14 protein-coding genes, 1 tRNA gene and 1 pseudogene are annotated in these 14,055 nt (G+C 67.8%); 10 read left to right on the top strand and 6 right to left on the bottom strand.

Going from position 1 to position 14,055, the window contains the following annotated elements; all coding sequences use genetic code 11:
- Positions 1-92 precede the first annotated feature (92 nt).
- Both ACIBCM_RS21775 and ACIBCM_RS21780 read right to left on the bottom strand, forming a co-directional pair.
- A complete protein-coding gene (locus ACIBCM_RS21775) occupies positions 93-224 on the bottom strand; it encodes a DUF397 domain-containing protein (protein WP_399245581.1) in 132 nt (43 codons plus the stop codon).
- Positions 187-1,101 (bottom strand): Scr1 family TA system antitoxin-like transcriptional regulator, encoded by a 915-nt coding sequence (locus ACIBCM_RS21780; protein ID WP_399245750.1) that lies wholly within the window; start codon positions 1,099-1,101, stop codon positions 187-189. The genes ACIBCM_RS21775 and ACIBCM_RS21780 overlap by 38 nt, the downstream gene beginning before the upstream one ends.
- Before the next feature lie 240 nt (positions 1,102-1,341).
- Here ACIBCM_RS21780 and ACIBCM_RS21785 point away from each other — a divergent pair, with 240 nt between their 5' ends.
- From ACIBCM_RS21785 to ACIBCM_RS21800, 4 genes are all read left to right on the top strand, one after another.
- Positions 1,342-1,791, top strand: a complete 450-nt coding sequence (locus ACIBCM_RS21785) for an ATP-binding protein (RefSeq protein ID WP_399245752.1) — start codon at positions 1,342-1,344, stop codon at positions 1,789-1,791.
- A gap of 128 nt (positions 1,792-1,919) precedes the next feature.
- Positions 1,920-4,436 (top strand): AAA family ATPase, encoded by a 2,517-nt coding sequence (locus ACIBCM_RS21790; protein WP_399245583.1) that lies wholly within the window; start codon positions 1,920-1,922, stop codon positions 4,434-4,436.
- Positions 4,433-4,882 (top strand): hypothetical protein, encoded by a 450-nt coding sequence (locus ACIBCM_RS21795; protein WP_399245585.1) that lies wholly within the window; start codon positions 4,433-4,435, stop codon positions 4,880-4,882. Before ACIBCM_RS21790 ends, ACIBCM_RS21795 begins: the two co-directional genes overlap by 4 nt.
- A gap of 135 nt (positions 4,883-5,017) precedes the next feature.
- Positions 5,018-6,193, top strand: coding sequence for a TIGR04141 family sporadically distributed protein (locus ACIBCM_RS21800; RefSeq protein WP_399245587.1), 1,176 nt, complete (start codon positions 5,018-5,020; stop codon positions 6,191-6,193).
- A 239-nt stretch (positions 6,194-6,432) separates the two neighbouring features.
- Here ACIBCM_RS21800 and ACIBCM_RS21805 read toward each other — a convergent pair whose 3' ends face one another.
- Together ACIBCM_RS21805 and ACIBCM_RS21810 are read right to left on the bottom strand one after the other, a co-directional pair.
- A complete protein-coding gene (locus ACIBCM_RS21805; RefSeq protein ID WP_399245588.1) occupies positions 6,433-8,196 on the bottom strand; it encodes an ATP-binding protein in 1,764 nt (587 codons plus the stop codon).
- A 140-nt stretch (positions 8,197-8,336) separates the two neighbouring features.
- Positions 8,337-8,495, bottom strand: coding sequence for a hypothetical protein (locus ACIBCM_RS21810; RefSeq protein ID WP_399245765.1), 159 nt, complete (start codon positions 8,493-8,495; stop codon positions 8,337-8,339).
- Here ACIBCM_RS21810 and ACIBCM_RS21815 point away from each other — a divergent pair.
- From ACIBCM_RS21815 to ACIBCM_RS21835, 5 genes and pseudogenes are all read left to right on the top strand, one after another.
- Entirely contained in the window at positions 8,449-8,805 is a 357-nt protein-coding gene (locus ACIBCM_RS21815; RefSeq protein WP_399245754.1) for a hypothetical protein, read from the top strand. The two genes, ACIBCM_RS21810 and ACIBCM_RS21815, sit on opposite strands and share 47 nt — an antisense overlap.
- Entirely contained in the window at positions 8,717-8,914 is a 198-nt protein-coding gene (locus tag ACIBCM_RS21820) for a winged helix-turn-helix domain-containing protein (RefSeq protein ID WP_399245590.1), read from the top strand. The genes ACIBCM_RS21815 and ACIBCM_RS21820 overlap by 89 nt, the downstream gene beginning before the upstream one ends.
- Before the next feature lie 48 nt (positions 8,915-8,962).
- On the top strand, positions 8,963-9,445 hold the full coding sequence (locus ACIBCM_RS21825; protein ID WP_399245756.1) for a transposase: 483 nt from the start codon (positions 8,963-8,965) through the stop codon (positions 9,443-9,445).
- 191 nt (positions 9,446-9,636) lie between these two features.
- Complete coding sequence (locus ACIBCM_RS21830) at positions 9,637-10,506, top strand: hypothetical protein (RefSeq protein WP_399245592.1); 870 nt, start codon at positions 9,637-9,639, stop codon at positions 10,504-10,506.
- 210 nt (positions 10,507-10,716) lie between these two features.
- Positions 10,717-11,009 (top strand): annotated as a pseudogene (locus tag ACIBCM_RS21835) (site-specific integrase); the annotation flags it as partial.
- Between the two features lie 107 nt (positions 11,010-11,116).
- On the opposite strand, the gene ACIBCM_RS21840 reads toward ACIBCM_RS21835, so the two are convergent.
- Positions 11,117-11,190: transfer RNA gene (locus ACIBCM_RS21840), tRNA-Pro, on the bottom strand.
- 118 nt (positions 11,191-11,308) lie between these two features.
- Entirely contained in the window at positions 11,309-12,235 is a 927-nt protein-coding gene (locus ACIBCM_RS21845; RefSeq protein WP_399245594.1) for a metallophosphoesterase, read from the bottom strand.
- Positions 12,236-13,519: 1,284 nt separating this feature from the next.
- On the opposite strand from ACIBCM_RS21845, the gene ACIBCM_RS21850 reads away from it, so the two are divergent.
- Positions 13,520-13,984: a GatB/YqeY domain-containing protein gene (locus ACIBCM_RS21850; RefSeq protein WP_399245596.1), complete on the top strand. Its 465-nt coding sequence runs from the start codon at positions 13,520-13,522 to the stop codon at positions 13,982-13,984.
- The last annotated feature ends 71 nt before the right edge of the window (positions 13,985-14,055 follow it).

Genomic DNA, 14,055 nt, shown 5'->3' on the forward strand with positions numbered 1-14,055 from the left:
GCCGCCCGCCTGATTGCTGTAGCTGCTTCTGCGCCAGGCGGCGCCGTTCAGATCGGGACGGGAGATTCGCGCCACGGTAGTTGCCCTCCAGCTCAGGGACGGTTGGGCCCGGCCTTCAACTCGCGTATGAAGGCGGTCCAGGAGGCGGTTTCGAAGCACAGCGCCGGGCCGTGCGGGGCTTTGCTGTCACGAACGGGGATGACGGCCTGGAACTCGTCGGCCACCTCTACGCAGTTGCCGCCCGCCTGATTGCTGTAGCTGCTTCTGCGCCAGGCGGCGCCGTTCAGATCGGGACGGGAGATTCGCGCCACGGTAGTTGCCCTCCATCGTGGACCGGATCACGTCGAGCGACATGAGCGGGGGCAGGGCTGCCGCCCGCAGCCGATCGTAAATCACCGTGTAGCGGCTGACGTCGGCCGGTTCCTCGATGAGCTGCCCGTAGTCCGCACCCTCGGTGTAGGCCATCTCCAAGCCGTCCGGCAGGGTCAGGATCGTCAGCGAGCCGCCCATCGCCTCGTGCCCGCCTTGAGCGAATGGCAGCACTTGCACGGTGATGTGCCGCTCCATCGCAGCGTCGAGCAGGCGCGCCAACTGCTTCCGCATCACGGCATCTCCGCCGATCGGACGCCGTAGTACCGCTTCATCCAGGACGACCCACAGCTCTGGGCGGTCAGGCGACCTCAGTCGATCCTGCCGTCCCATACGAGCTGTGACGCGCTCCTCCAACTGCTCCTCGCTGTCCAACAGGGCATCCAGGCTCAGAACAGCGCGCGCGTACTCCTCCGTCTGCAACAGCCCCGGCACCACATGAGCCGCGTACTCGCGGATGGCCACCGCCCGCTCCGACTCCTCCATGAACCTCCGCGACCAGTCCGGGAACGCCTCCCGGTACACGTACGGCCACAACTCGATCAGCAGGTTGTCCGCACCGAGGGCCGCGTCCAGCGCACGCGCCAGCTCCAGCGTCGGCTTCGCTCCGGACGCCCGCTCGATCTGTGTGATCCGCGTGCTCACTACATGGACCAGGGCGCCGAGTTCGGCCTGGGTCAGTCGCGCCGCCGTCCGGAGCCTGCGTACCCGTGCGCCGAACAGGGCGGCCATCGACACGCTGGAGTCAATTTCGTTGGCCAAGGCGTCACTTCCGTTCCTTACAGGCGGAGAAGTAAGGCCGTTATACCTGTCGAGCGTAGGGCGATCGGACGACTCTTGAGCACGGAACGTGACGACTGGTGTGCGTCGCGGGATGCCCGACTCGACGGAACGGACGGACAAACCGTGCTGACAGGAACGACCACTGAGGGAGACGAGCCGCGCGGGAGCGTCGTGCCGCCCGCGGAAGCCGTGAGGCTCGACGGCGAGAAGGGCGAACGACACACGCTCACCGCGCAGTTCGCCGACTCCCCGCAAGGTGCGCGGCTCGCCCGGCGGCTCGCCGTCCGGTGGATGGAGGAGTGGGGCTACCCGCCGGAGTCGGACGTGTCCTGCGCCGTCGCCCTCGTCGTCGGTGAACTCGCGGCCAACGCCGTACAGCACGGTCATGTCCCCGGACATGACGCCGGTCTTCTGCTCGCACTCGACGAGGCCGCGGGCCTCGTGCGTGTCGAGCTCGCGGACGCCGCCTCCGCGGAGGGGCTGCCTACGGCCGCGCCCTCCTCGTGTCCCGAAGGAGAGTCCGGCCGAGGGCTGCTCCTGGTGGACATCCTGGCTGTGCGCTGGGGGGTGGTGCCTCGACACCCTGCGGGCAAGACGGTGTGGGCGGAGCTGTCCTCAGTCATAACTGCCCCTCAATAGCGATGAGTTGATAACCAGGGTTACCGCGAAATTCCTGGTCCCCAACAACCCTCCGTCCCTAACGTCTGTCCCGTCACCACGGGCTCGGCAGAGCCGTCGGAACGGACCGCGGAAGGGCGGAGAGCGCCATGACGGAACACCCGCAGGACAACGAGTCCCCGGAGTACAGGGATCAGGCCGGGCGGGTCCCCGGCGCTGAGGGCGGTGACCCCGGCACCGGAGGCTCGGGCTCCCCGACGCTCTCCAGGCTGGCCGACCGCCTCGAAGCGTCCGCCCTCGCCGAGCCGGCCCGGGAACTCCTCCGCGAGGCGCTGGACGGCTCGGGGGCGGGAGCGGGGGCGGGCGCTGACACGTCCGTCGGCCCGCACCCGAGCCACCGGGTGTTCCTGGAATCCATCAGCGTCAGCGGCTTTCGGGGCATCGGCCGCACGGCACGTCTGCCGCTGAGCGCGAAGCCCGGTGTCACCCTCGTGGTGGGGCGCAACGGTTCGGGGAAGTCCAGCTTCGCCGAGGGCGTCGAGACGGCGTTCACCGGACGCACCGCCCGCCTCGACAAGCAGCGCGGTGAGGTGTGGCGCCGGCACTGGCGCAACCTGCACGACGGAGCCGACCCGAAGGTCGAGGTGCGTCTCGCCCTCGCCGGTGACTCCCGGCCGTCCACGCTCACCTGCACCTGGCCGGGGGACGACGTCACCGCTCCCGACATCGAGTTCAGGCGGCCGGGACACGGTCGGCGGCCCTTCGAGGACGTCGGCTGGGGGCAGGGGCTGAACGACTACCGGCCCTTCCTGTCCTACTCCGACCTGGACAAGGTGATCAGCGGCAAGCCCAGCGAACTGTACGACTCCGTCGCCTCCATCCTCGGACTCGGCGAACCGGCGGCCGCCGACGGGCGTCTCCAGGCCACCGAGAAGACGCTCAACTCCGCGGTGAAGACGGCCGAGGCGGAGCTGCCCGCGCTCGTCGAGGCGCTGTCCGTGCTGGACGATCCCCGGGCGGCACGTGCGCTCGCGGCCGTCAGCGGGGCGGGGACTCCCGACTTCGACGCGCTGGACGCCCTCGTCACCGGACTGCCCGACGCGGACGACGACCGTCTCCGGGAGCTTCGAGCGACCGTTGACCTGACCGGTCCCGACCTCGGCGCGGTCGGCGCGGCCGTGGACCGGCTGCGCGAGGCCGTCGCCGTACTCGACGACGTACGCGCCTCGGGTGCCGAGGACGCCCACCAGCGCGCCGAACTGCTGTCCAAGGCGCTGGATCACAGCCGTCAGCACGCGGACGAGGAGACCTGCCCGGTGTGTGGATCCGACCGGCCGCTGGACGAGGCGTGGGCCGAGCGGGCCGCCGAACAGGTGGCAGCCCTGCGGCGGGAGGCCGTCACCGCGCGGGAGGCGCGCACCGAGCTGCGGGGCGCGATGGACGCCGTCCGTTACCTCGTCACGCGGGTCCCCGCGTGGCTGCCCGCCCCGCTGGTCGTTCCGTGGGAGGAGTGGGCGGCCTGCCGGGCGGTCGACGACGCCGAGCGGCTCGCCGCCCGCGCCGAGACCGCCGCACTCGTCCTCGCCGACGCGTGCGCGGCTCTGCGGGAGGAGGCCGCCCGGGAGCTGGAGAAACTCGACGAGGAGTGGCGGCGCTGCGTCACCCGCCTCGCCGCCTGGCTCGACCGGGCCAGGACCGCGCAGGCCGGCAAGCCCCGGCTGCGCCAGGTCAGGGCGGCCCGCAAGTGGCTCAAGGAGGCATGCGCGGAGCTGCGCGAGGAACGGCTGCGGCCCTTCGAGGACCACTCGCAGCGGATCTGGGAGGAACTGCGCCAGCAGAGCAACGTCGACCTGCGCTCCGTACGCCTGACCGGCAGCGAGAAGGCGAGCGTCCGCAAGCTCGTGATGGACGTCGCCGTGGACGGTACGGAGGCCGCGGCCCTCGGCGTCATGAGCCAGGGCGAACTGCACTCCCTCGCGCTCTCGCTCTTCCTGCCGCGTGCCGCCGCACCGGACAGCCCCTTCGGGTTCGTCGTCATCGACGACCCCGTGCAGTCCATGGATCCCGCGAAGGTCCACGGCCTCGCGAAGGTTCTGCACGACCTCGGCGAGACCCGCCAGGTCGTGGTCTTCACCCATGACACGCGGCTCCAGCGGGCTTTCACCAACCAGGAGCTGCCGGTGACGGTCCTGGAGGTGGAGCGGGAGGCGCGTTCGGCGGTGACCGTGCGCCGGGTGACCGATCCGGTCGGCCAGGCACTGGACGATGCACGCGCCCTCGCCCGTACGCCGAACCTCCCGCCGGCCGCCACGACCCACGTCCTGGCCGGCCTCTGCCGCACCGTCCTGGAACGCGCTTTCTCCGAGGCGGCGTGGCTGCGCCTGCACCGCGCCGGACTGACCGAGCACGAGGCGGAGAAGTCCGTCACGGCCGCCGTCAAGCTGATGGACATCGCGGCCCTGGGGCTCTTCGGGGACCAGTCCAGGACGGGTGACGTCTACCGCGAGCTGCGCAGACGGTGTGGTCCGGGGGCGGTGGACCTCATCCGGCGGTGCCAGGAGGGCGCCCACCCGTCGGGCACCTCGATCCCCGACTCCCGCCGGTTCGTGGACGACATCGAGGCCGTCGCGCGGACCGTGCGCAAGCCGGAGGAGACCGCCCGGTGAACGCGACGATCCGTCAGTTGCTCGACACCGCCGATCTGCTCATCGAGGACGACGGCGGTCCCGCCGCCACCAGTCCTGTCACGGGCGGTCCCGCCACCACGGGGGTCGGTGCGGCCGTACCCGCCCCGCCCACCCCGCGCACCGCCACCGCGGCGAGCCGGTATCGCGGAGCCGCCTTCGCCCTCCGGGCCGCGCTGGAGAGCGCGGTTGCCGCACGGCTCACCGCGCACGGCGCCCCGCGCACGATCCGTGAGGGCCCTATGCGGGCCGCTCTCCTCTGGCTCCGCGGCTGCGCCGAAGCCGGCACCGCCCGCCGGGCGAAGGCCGCGTGGAGTCAGCTCTGCCTCGGCTGTCACTACCACCAGTACGAGATCGGCCCCACGGAGGAGCAGGTCCGCGCCTGGCGTACCGAAGTCGTGGCGATCGTCGCGCTGTTGACCCGCTGATGACATCCGGTCGGCGCACCTTCTGCCGGCTCGGCCACCAGGGAGGCGGGCCCTCGCCAGGGGCGCCGCCGGAAGGAGACCCACGTGAGACACCACCGGGGGCGGGTATCGCCACCGCGCAAAAGGAGCGGCACCATGGCCACCCGTACGTCCAAGCGCACCCTGTACCGGCTCAGGGGCGTGTCTCCCACCGTCGACGCGATGTTCGATGCCCTGGACACGGATCAGCTGGAGCGGGTCCACGCCGATTTTCATGTCCCAGAGAATCTCGGGGTACCGGCGGTCCTGGTCACCGGCAGCTTCGAGCAGCCCGTCGCGAGCTGGTGCGACGAGATCTTCCGTACGACGGGCATCGAGGTGTCACGGCAGGTCAACCGCTCCGCTGGACTGCTGATGCTCGCCGTCGACGGTGAGGTGTACGCCATCGGCTACGACCAGGGCTTCCGCCTGGTGCCCGACCGGCTGAAGGACCACCGCTTCGGGCTGAGCTTCGCATCCCGCCGGGTAGACCCCGGACGAATCCGGGACCTGGTGTCGCACACCCCGGGCGCAGGGCGCACCGACATCACCCTCATCCCGAGCGGTGCCTCGGTATGGAGCCTGGGAGTCGTTGAGCACGCCCAGATCGTGCGCCGCCTCGGCGGCCACCTGGACGACGTCCCGCTCACCATCTCCCGCGACAACCCGGCGAAGATCTCCAGCGCCGAGGGTGGTGCCGGCCTGCGCCTGCGGCTCGGTGTGGAGGGTGCCGACCTGATCGCCGACATCCGCGCGATCGCCCGCGTGCTGAGTGAGGAGAAGCCGAGCCCGGAGCTGGAGTTCGTCGAGCACGTCGTGCCCGTCGACGATCCCGGCCTCCTCACCCGCCTGGAGACCGCCCTCGATGACCTCCTGGGCCAGGAACCTGACGGGAGGATCGGCGTCGCCGTCCCCGCTGACCATTGGGACGACTACAACGCCGCCCGGGGGTTCAGGGCCAGGATCAACAGCGACGCGGCCGGCCGGTCGACCGACGACTTCGATCTCGACTACGTCCTCTGCCGGGCCCGCGTCCAGCGTGCCGGCAGCCGCGTGGCCGCACTCCGGGAAGGAACCGTCACCCTCTACCGGCACAGCCGCGCCGACCGGACCGACGAGGTGTGGACGTCCAGCGCGCTCCGGTGGATCGAGGCGGAAGTGTCTCTCGACTCCCACCGATTCTTCCTGATGGACGAAGACTGGTACGAGATCGACCAGGAGTATCTGAAGGCGAACCGCTCGCACGCCGAGCGGCGGCGGGTCGCTGGTTGGTCGCAGACGATGGCGCCCTGAAGTCCCTTCGGCCCGTTCTCGACCTTCCACGAGATGTACCAGCCCCCGGAGTGTGCCGGGGGCCACCCGGCACACTCCAGGAACGCGATCAGCGCCGGTCTCCCCGAAGGGGACCGGCCCCTTCGGCTGATGTGTCGCTTACCTGCTGCGACGGTCCATAGGCGTACGCAGTTGTCCGCCGCTCTGTATGGGTGTTGTCACGCAGTTGAAAACTCAGACTACTACCCGCCTTCGACGGGTCAGATAGCTCGCCATCGAGCGTTCTTCGAGCGAGCCTTGCCGACGAGCTCGACCCGGCCTTTATCGCGCAAAGCCTTCAGAGCTCCCCTTACCTGGCCGAAGTCCAGTCCCGTCTGTTCCTCGATTTCGTTTCTGAGAAGAGACTCAGACCCCAAGGCAGAAAGCACTTTGTTCTGTAGATCGCTCAGAGGTTCCGTGGCGTCCGATGCGCCCATCAGGGGGATGGGCACATCCACATATTCAGCCAGCAGGTCCTCGGCCTGATCCTGGACCTGTCCCGCAAGCGTGTAAATGGTCGATCCCCTGGTGCCGACCTGCTCAACGATATCTCGATCGACTAGGTCCTTCAGATCCCTGCTAGCAGCTCGACTGTCTTGTACCCCTGTGGCCGCGCGATACGAGCTGTTGGTCATGACTTCCCCGTTTCGCATCATGACCAGTGCTGTCATTTGTGGTCTAGAGAGAGGATCAGAGGAAAGGCTGCTAAGCCAATTCAAAGCCTCTTCGTCGACTAGAGCATGATTTGGGAATTCTGCTGTGAAGGACGAGATGTCATCGGTGAATCGCGGAGGTTCCATGCCTGCATCCACGAGAGCAATACGCATCCGCGCGATCCCGCTGCCGCGATTCTCGCAAACCATCCGGTTGTCGCTGTAGGGGGTATCCTCAAGAATTTTGAGCAGTGCCTTGTTTCGCGAAGAGGAGATAGTCTCGGTGCCAAGTGAGCTAACCTCGACCGGTCCGTACAATCCTCCAGGATTGCGGATGACCAGTCGATCCGGGTACATCTCAACCTGAACCTGCATGCCTCTGGCGAACTCGGAGTAGTCGCGATGCACTAGCGCGTTCACTAGTGCCTCACGTAGTACCTCTTCAGGATATTCCCACTCGTCGGTCCTGAAAAGGCCTGTCACGATGCTGCGGCGTCGCATGTTCCGCTTAAGAATGCGGATACATTCGCTCACCATCTCGGGAATTGACCCATCGATGGATCTGTTCTCGGTGAAACGCTCACCCGAAGGTCCTAGCACGCCGGCTTCAGGTGTGGGGTAGGCTACGAATGTGATGTCCAGTTGGGGTTCGAACTGCTGCGGATAGATTCCGAACACCAGCAAGCCGGCAAGCGAGGGAACTAGCTCGTCGTCATTATTTACGAGGACGTTGAGCATTCTCAGCGCTTCGGCATCGCTAATCCTGCTGAAGATTGGTGACTTTGTTTCGCGAACGCGGCGGAGGAACGCCCGGATCAGTTCACTGTCGAGGTTCTCTAGTGAGGCTTCAGTGACTGGCTTCAGATCTTGCTTCTGCTCATTCCTATTTGCCAGGAGAAGTGAAACTTCGTAGTCGGTTAGTTTTCGGTCGCCATCGCTTACGCGAACCCTTGATCCACCCCAAGGGCCCAGGTTCTTCTTATGGCAGGGCCTTTGATCCTTTGGGATGGATGGAATGTGGCACGTGATTACGTGCTTCCCATCTGTCTCGAACGTCCGAATTTCGGCGCGAACTGGTGGCTCCATCTCGCTGCATACCGCTGCGAGATTGGCCTCAATTTTCGCAGGTTCATGCACTCCGACGACGGAGAAGTCGCTCTTCTCGTCCACGCCAAGAACGATGAGTCCGCCTTGAGCGTTCGCGAAAGCGCTGATCGTTTCCCACATGCTCGCGGGCAGACCACCCTGAGAACGCTTCACCTCACATGTGAAGTGATCACCGCCGAACCGGCGCAGCTTCGCAAGCAACTCTTGCAGGTCAGCTTCGGTCACTTGCCTGTCTCCTGCCAGGTCTGGGGAGCCTCAGAGTAGCGTCTTGGTAGTCCGTCACTCTCATGACGTACCCATGATGATTGAAAAACTTGCATGATGGCCCCTAGCTACTGAACTTGATTGGGTGATGTCGGAACCGTTCACCTGACGGCGGCGGGTCCGCTCCGGTAGCCCTGGACCGTGAGATACGCACAGGGCGGCGGGTTGACCGACGCCGGGCGGGCCGCGAGGGAGCGGGTCCGGCTGCGGGCCGTGGAACGCTTCGAGGGTGGGCAGAAGAACAGGGCGATCGCTGCCATGCTGCGGGTCAGTGAGCGGTCGGTGGAGCGGTGGCGTCGCCGCCAGTGGCGCGAGCGCGGCGGGGGTCCTGTCGAAGGGATCGCCGGGGCGGCCGAGGCTCTGCGACGCGCAGGTCGCGAGGCAGGAGCAGGAGCAGGAACGCGGTCCGCTGGTCCACGGCTGGGCCGATCAGCGGTGGACCCTTGCACGGATCAGGACGCTGATCGGTCGGCTGTTCCACGTGAGCTACACGGTGGAGGGCACGTGGCTGCTGCTGAAGCGGCACGGCTGGTCCTGGCAGCAGGCCGCCCGGCGGGCGATCGAGCGTGACGACGCGGCGGTCGAGGTCTGGAAGGAGGAGACCTGGCCGCGGGTAAGAGCGCCGCGGCGGCGGGTGACGGCTGGATCGTCTTCGAGGACGAGGCCGGCCAGTCGATGACGCCGCCGCGCGCGAGAAGACTGGGGACGCAAGGGCTCAACGCCATTGGTGCGGGTCCGTGGCCGGGGCTCGGGTCGGGTGTCCATGGCCGGGCTGACCTGCTATAAGCCGGGGAAGCGGTCCCGGATGTTCTACTCGGTCCGCGAGTACCGGGGCCGCAAGGGCGAGCCGAAGGGCATCGGCTGGTGCGACCTGCGCGACCTGCTGGTCAGAGCGCACATCCAGCTCGGCGGCCCGATCGTGCTGGTCTGGGACAACCTGCGCATGCACCTGGCCGAAGAGATGCGCCGATTCATCGCCGACCACACGGACTGGCTCACCGTCTTCCAGCTTCCGAGCTACACGCCGGATCTGAACCCGCAGGAGGGCATCTGGTCGCTGGTCAAGCGTGACATCGGCAACTTCGCCGCAGCCGACCTCAGCCAGATCACTCGCGCCGTCAAGCGCCGGCTCAAGCAGATCCAGTACCGCCCGGACCCGGACCTGGTCGACGGCTGCCTGACCAGCACCGGTCTGAGAATGGACGACTGACCAACATCACGTATACGGAGTCAGCACCGCCCACCGAGTGACTGTTGGAACGTGATCACTGCACCACTCTGGGGGTATGACCACGACCCCGGCCCCCACCCTGTCGGCACGCCTTCACTCTCTGGACACCGGAGCCTCGAAGCCGCCGAAAACGGATGGCCGGCAGCCTCCCGCCCGGTCATCCTGACCCAATGGGAGACAGAGCCAATGTCATCGTGGTCCGCGAGAATGGCACACATGAGTTGTACCGGACCGGCTGGGCGGTAGGAATCGACCTCGACCTGCTGGAAGGGCCGACGCCGGTTCTCGCCATGCTTCCCGGACTCCGCCAAGACGGCTGGTGGTTGGACGACACCATGGCCCAGGGCGGGATACTGCTTGACCTCGGCCGGAAGGTGCTCCTGTTCTTCGCCTGGGAGGGGCCTAGCACTGAGCTCCGCCACCGCGCGGCCATGTTCGAGTTGATCCGAGCCGCGTGGCCGGGCTGGGAGGTCCGCTGGCTATATGACGGCCCGGCCGAACTGCGTGAGTACGTCGGGCTGGACCCGGAGTACGTCCGCTGCCGCGATTCGGACCCTTCTTTGGCCCCGCTCCTCGCCCCGGACGACGAGGACTTGGCCGGGCTTGACCCAGGCGGTGTGGTGATCACGGTCAGCACCGGCCTCTGCCACGTCGCCTCTGACGCCTTCGACCACCCTGTCCGCGAGGGCGCCGCTCTGCTCAACCGCCTGGCGGACGCCCCCAGGCACGGAGGCTGCCACCTGCACGTCAACTCCGGCATCCACCTCGACCCGGAACGCCGCCACCTGGGCTGGTGGTCCCTCTACTCCTCGCCACAGGCTTACCAAGTACCAGAGTTGTGGTCGGGCTGGACGGTGGAGTTCTGGCAGGACAACTGGGAACGGCACGTTGGAGCCAGTGACCGCTTCTCTCCGGCGGCGTTCGACGCCGGAGAGGAAGCCAGAGCCGCAGTGCTCGCCGAGGCCGGGGAACGCCGGGCTATCCGGGCCCGCAACCGCGCCCAGGTCACCCGCCTACGGACCGCACCGGCTCGATCCTAGGTGGGAGGACCGCAACCGGCCTGATCATGGACGACTGGCCGACATCACGCATTCAAGCTCAGTAGTCGGTGGAGTCTCAATGGCGAGGCCAAGCCGTGTGTGTGCCCGGCGGGGTGGGGGTGAAGGTTCGGTTGCCGTTGAGAAGGGCCCACAGGACGTCGGCTCGTCGGAGGGCCAGGGCGATGACGGCCTGGATGTGTTTGCGGCCTCTCCTCGGCCGTGAGCAAGCCGCTCGATTCGGCGAATGTCCGACGTGCCTTCCGCCAGGCGCTCAAGGGCGTCGAAGGGATCAACGCCGACGAGCGGACGCCCCCGGGGCTCCGGCAAAGCTTCGTCTCCATGCTCTCTGACCGTGGCGTGCCGCTGGAGGGATCTGCCGGCTTGTCAGGCACTGCGGTACGGCCGTGACCGAGGAGGTCTACCGAAAGCAGATCCGGCCGGTGATCCAGACCGGTGCCGTGGTCATGGACGGGATCTTCGGCACAGACACGCAGCGGTCGTAGTCACTCGGCAAGCACTCGGGAATCGACAGTCACGCAAAATAGACACGCAGCAACACCAGAGGGCCCTCACCGATTAGGTAAGGGCCCTCTGACCTGGTACTTCACTGTCGGGGTGGCGGGATTTGAACCCACGACCTCTTCGTCCCGAACGAAGCGCGCTGCCAAGCTGCGCTACACCCCGATGTCACCGTCTTCACGGCGACATCGATTACTTTAGCCCACCCGCGCGCCCAGGCGAAATCCGGTTTTCGCGGGGTCCCGGCGGTGCGAGATGGTCGGGGGACGGTCGGCGGAGCGGGCTAGGCGGGGCTCACCAGGGTGAGGAGGGTGGCCTCCGGGGGGCAGGCGAAGCGGACCGGGGTGTAGCGGTTGGTGCCGCAGCCGGCGGAGACGTGGAGGTGGGACGTGCGGCCGGCGGTCTGGTGGGTGGAGAGGCCCTTGACGCGGTCGGTGTCGAGGTCGCAGTTGGTGACCAGGGCGCCGTAGAAGGGGATGCAGAGCTGGCCGCCGTGGGTGTGACCGGCCAGGATCAAGGGGTAGCCGTCGGCGGTGAAGGCGTCCAGGGTGCGCAGGTAGGGGGCGTGGACGATGGCCAGGGAGAGATCGGCGCCGGATTCGGGGCCGCCCGCGACCTCCTCGTAGCGGTCGCGCTTGATGTGCGGGTCGTCCAGGCCCGTGAACGCGATCTCGCCCGCCTCCAGCTTCAGACGGCCGCGGGCGTTGTTCAGGCCGACCCAGCCCGCCGAGTCGAACGCGTCCCGGAGGTCCTCCCAGGGGTTGTGCACCGCGCCGACCGCGGGAGCGTTGCCGTTCAGCCCGTGGCGGCCCTGGGCCTTCTCGAGGAGGTAGCGGGCCGGATTGCGCAGCTTGGGGCCGTAGTAGTCGTTGGAGCCGAACACGTACACGCCCGGGAACTCCATCAGCGGGCCGAGCGCGTCCAGGGCCTCCGGCACGCCCTCCGGGTCGGACAGGTTGTCCCCCGTGTTCACGACGAAATCAGGGCGGAGCCCCGCGAGGGACTGCAACCAGGCCCGCTTCTTCCGCTGCCCCCTGACCATGTGGATGTCGGAGACCTGGAGGATCCGCAGCGGGCGCATCCCGGGCGGGAGCACCGGGACCGTCAGCCGTCGGAGCCGGAACGACCGGGCCTCGAAGGCGGCGGCGTAGACCAGGCCGACCGCTCCGACCGACGTGATTCCCAGAGGTACTCCGTAGCGTGCGCGCATGTGTCCATCGTCGCAGACCGGCGCACGCGGGCAGCCTGTCGGGCGGGCATTTGCCCGGCCGCGGTCCGTCGTACGTGTCGGTGGTCGCCGCCATGGGAACCGGGTGCCGACGGTCCGGTTACGGGGACCCGGCAGCCGTGCCGCCCGTCCCTTTCCGGTGTCAGCCCAGGTACGGCCGGTCCCGGTGATCAAGGAAGCGTCGCAGCGGAGCCGCTGGCGTGGACAGGAGATCGGGGAGATCGCCCGGGGCGACGAAGCGCAGCTCGGCGGACTTCCGCGGGATCGCCACTCCCCGCGGGTAGGCAGGCAATGAACCGTCGGGCTGCCTCACCGTCCGTACACGTGATCACATGGCATGGGCCGGTGCCCCTTCGGCCAGTGCGGTGACCTCCGTATGAACCGCACACCGTGCCGCCGTCCTCGGCAGCGAGCCGGTCATGTCCATGCCTCAGTGTGGCCCTCACCGTTCCTGGCGGTCCCGCCGCACATCCTCGCTGTCCTGGTCGGGAGGCCGTTCAAGCCGTTCAGCCGCGTCCGATCAGTTACGGGAGTGCTGGTCCCGGGCGCTCCACAGCTGTGCCATGGGCCCGGGACTGGCGAGATGAGACGGGTTCGAGAACGAGTGTCAGTGGTCAGAGCCAGCCTGGCTGTGATGGTGGGCCGACCCGATGCCCGCAGGCTCAGGGCATGGCGGCCAAGGGGGGTGGCCCCTTAGGATCCCCGAACCTGATGGTTCCGGGGCGCCGAGCAGCTACGACCCCACCCCCCTTTCCACTCTCCGGCCCGGCCGGCCTTCTCCGCCGTGGTTCACGCCGGATCGGTCGGTGACGGTCATACGGGTCGCTCTGTGAACGGCCACCGCTTCGACCCGTCCGAACGGACCCGAACAGCGCTGAACGAGACGGAAAGCCGTGACTGTCCTCCGCCCCCGGCTGAGCGGGCCGGCCGCCACACCGTCGGGAAGCCACCGTCGGGAAACCATGGCCGTACCGGCCGGCTCCTCACCGACCCGCAATGACCGATGCGGTGGTGACGAAGCCGGGAAGGCTGCCCCATGCGCTCGCGACCGCCGTCGGGGAAAATCTCGCGCACGATCTCTGCCTCTGCGGGAATGATGGCGGTGCCGCTCTTGTCATAGCCGTAGCACTGCGTGCCGGTGTGCGGCTTGCCGTCCCGGAGGCGGTTGATCAGAGCATCCGCGTCAGCCTGCCAGAATCTTCCTTACCCCTTCTGACCTGCGAATCCTCATTGACCGGGTCCATGAGAAAAGGCTATGAAGAAGTCATGACTACGCTCAAGGCCACGCTCCAGCAAGACCTCACCGAGGCGATCAGGGCGCGCGACGAACTGCGCTCGTCCACGCTCCGGCTGACCCTCTCCGCGATCACCAAGGAGGAGGTTTCGGGTAAGACGGCCCGGGAGCTCTCCGATGACGAGGTGCAGAAGGTGATCGCCAAGGAGGCGAAGAAGCGCCGGGAGGCCGCCGAGGCGTTTGCGCAGGGCGGACGGGCCGAGCAGGCGGAGCGGGAGAAGGCGGAGGGGGTGCTGCTGGACGCGTACCTCCCGCAGCAGCTCAGCGATGACGAGCTTCGCCAGATCGTCGCCGAGGCCGTTGCGGAGGCCAGGGCCGGCGGGGCGGAGGGGCCGCGGGCCATGGGGGCGGTCATGAAGATCGTCAATCCGAAGGTCGCCGGGCGGGCGGAGGGCGGCCGGGTCGCCGCGACGGTGAAGCAGCTCCTCGCGGACTGAACACGCTCAAGAAACCGAGTGGGCGGAACACGCTCAAAGAACTGAGCGGGCTCAATACGCTCAACGAGCCG

Source organism: Streptomyces sp. NPDC051018 (assembly GCF_044456085.1).
In the GTDB taxonomy this organism is placed as follows: Bacteria; Actinomycetota; Actinomycetes; order Streptomycetales; family Streptomycetaceae; genus Streptomyces.

Excerpts from the sequence above, each read along its gene's own strand:
- ACIBCM_RS21780 (WP_399245750.1), bottom strand. The coding sequence starts at position 1,101 with ATGGCCGCCCTGTTCGGCGCACGGGTACGCAGGCTCCGGACGGCGGCG.
- ACIBCM_RS21790 (WP_399245583.1), top strand. The coding sequence starts at position 1,920 with ATGACGGAACACCCGCAGGACAACGAGTCCCCGGAGTACAGGGATCAG.
- ACIBCM_RS21800 (WP_399245587.1), top strand. The coding sequence starts at position 5,018 with ATGGCCACCCGTACGTCCAAGCGCACCCTGTACCGGCTCAGGGGCGTG.
- ACIBCM_RS21810 (WP_399245765.1), bottom strand. The coding sequence starts at position 8,495 with ATGGCAGCGATCGCCCTGTTCTTCTGCCCACCCTCGAAGCGTTCCACG.
- ACIBCM_RS21830 (WP_399245592.1), top strand. The coding sequence starts at position 9,637 with ATGGGAGACAGAGCCAATGTCATCGTGGTCCGCGAGAATGGCACACAT.
- ACIBCM_RS21845 (WP_399245594.1), bottom strand. The coding sequence starts at position 12,235 with ATGCGCGCACGCTACGGAGTACCTCTGGGAATCACGTCGGTCGGAGCG.
- ACIBCM_RS21850 (WP_399245596.1), top strand. The coding sequence starts at position 13,520 with ATGACTACGCTCAAGGCCACGCTCCAGCAAGACCTCACCGAGGCGATC.